Below are 278 nucleotides of genomic sequence, written 5' to 3'. Positions count from 1 at the left end.
TCGAGAGCGTGAGCCTGAATGGCGCTACAGCCACTGCGACCGTTGCTGACACTATCGACACCACCACTGTCACCGTGACGGCAGACCCAGCGAAAGAAGGCGACGCAAACGTCACCTTCAACTTCCAGCTGAGCAATCCGCCGCAAACTGGCAGCGCCACTACGTTGACCGTCAACGTTGGTGGCACCGAATATCAGGTCAATGTCGATGCTTCCGGTAAGGGCACTCTGCAAGTGCCAAACACCAACGTCGAAGACGTTTACAAAGACGAAAGCACC

Annotated in this window: 1 protein-coding gene; it reads left to right on the top strand. The window is 56.1% G+C overall.

Translation table 11 applies throughout. The features are described 5' to 3' along the window. Nucleotides 1–278: hypothetical protein (locus FEM01_RS24285; RefSeq protein ID WP_171031026.1), on the top strand; the 278-nt coding region annotated here is incomplete at both ends.

It is taken from the genome of Pseudomonas mosselii (assembly GCF_005796105.1).
In the GTDB taxonomy this organism is placed as follows: Bacteria; Pseudomonadota; Gammaproteobacteria; order Pseudomonadales; family Pseudomonadaceae; genus Aquipseudomonas; species Aquipseudomonas mosselii_C.
Note: the sequence above shows the minus strand (reverse complement) of the source record. Positions and strands in the feature narration are given on the sequence as shown.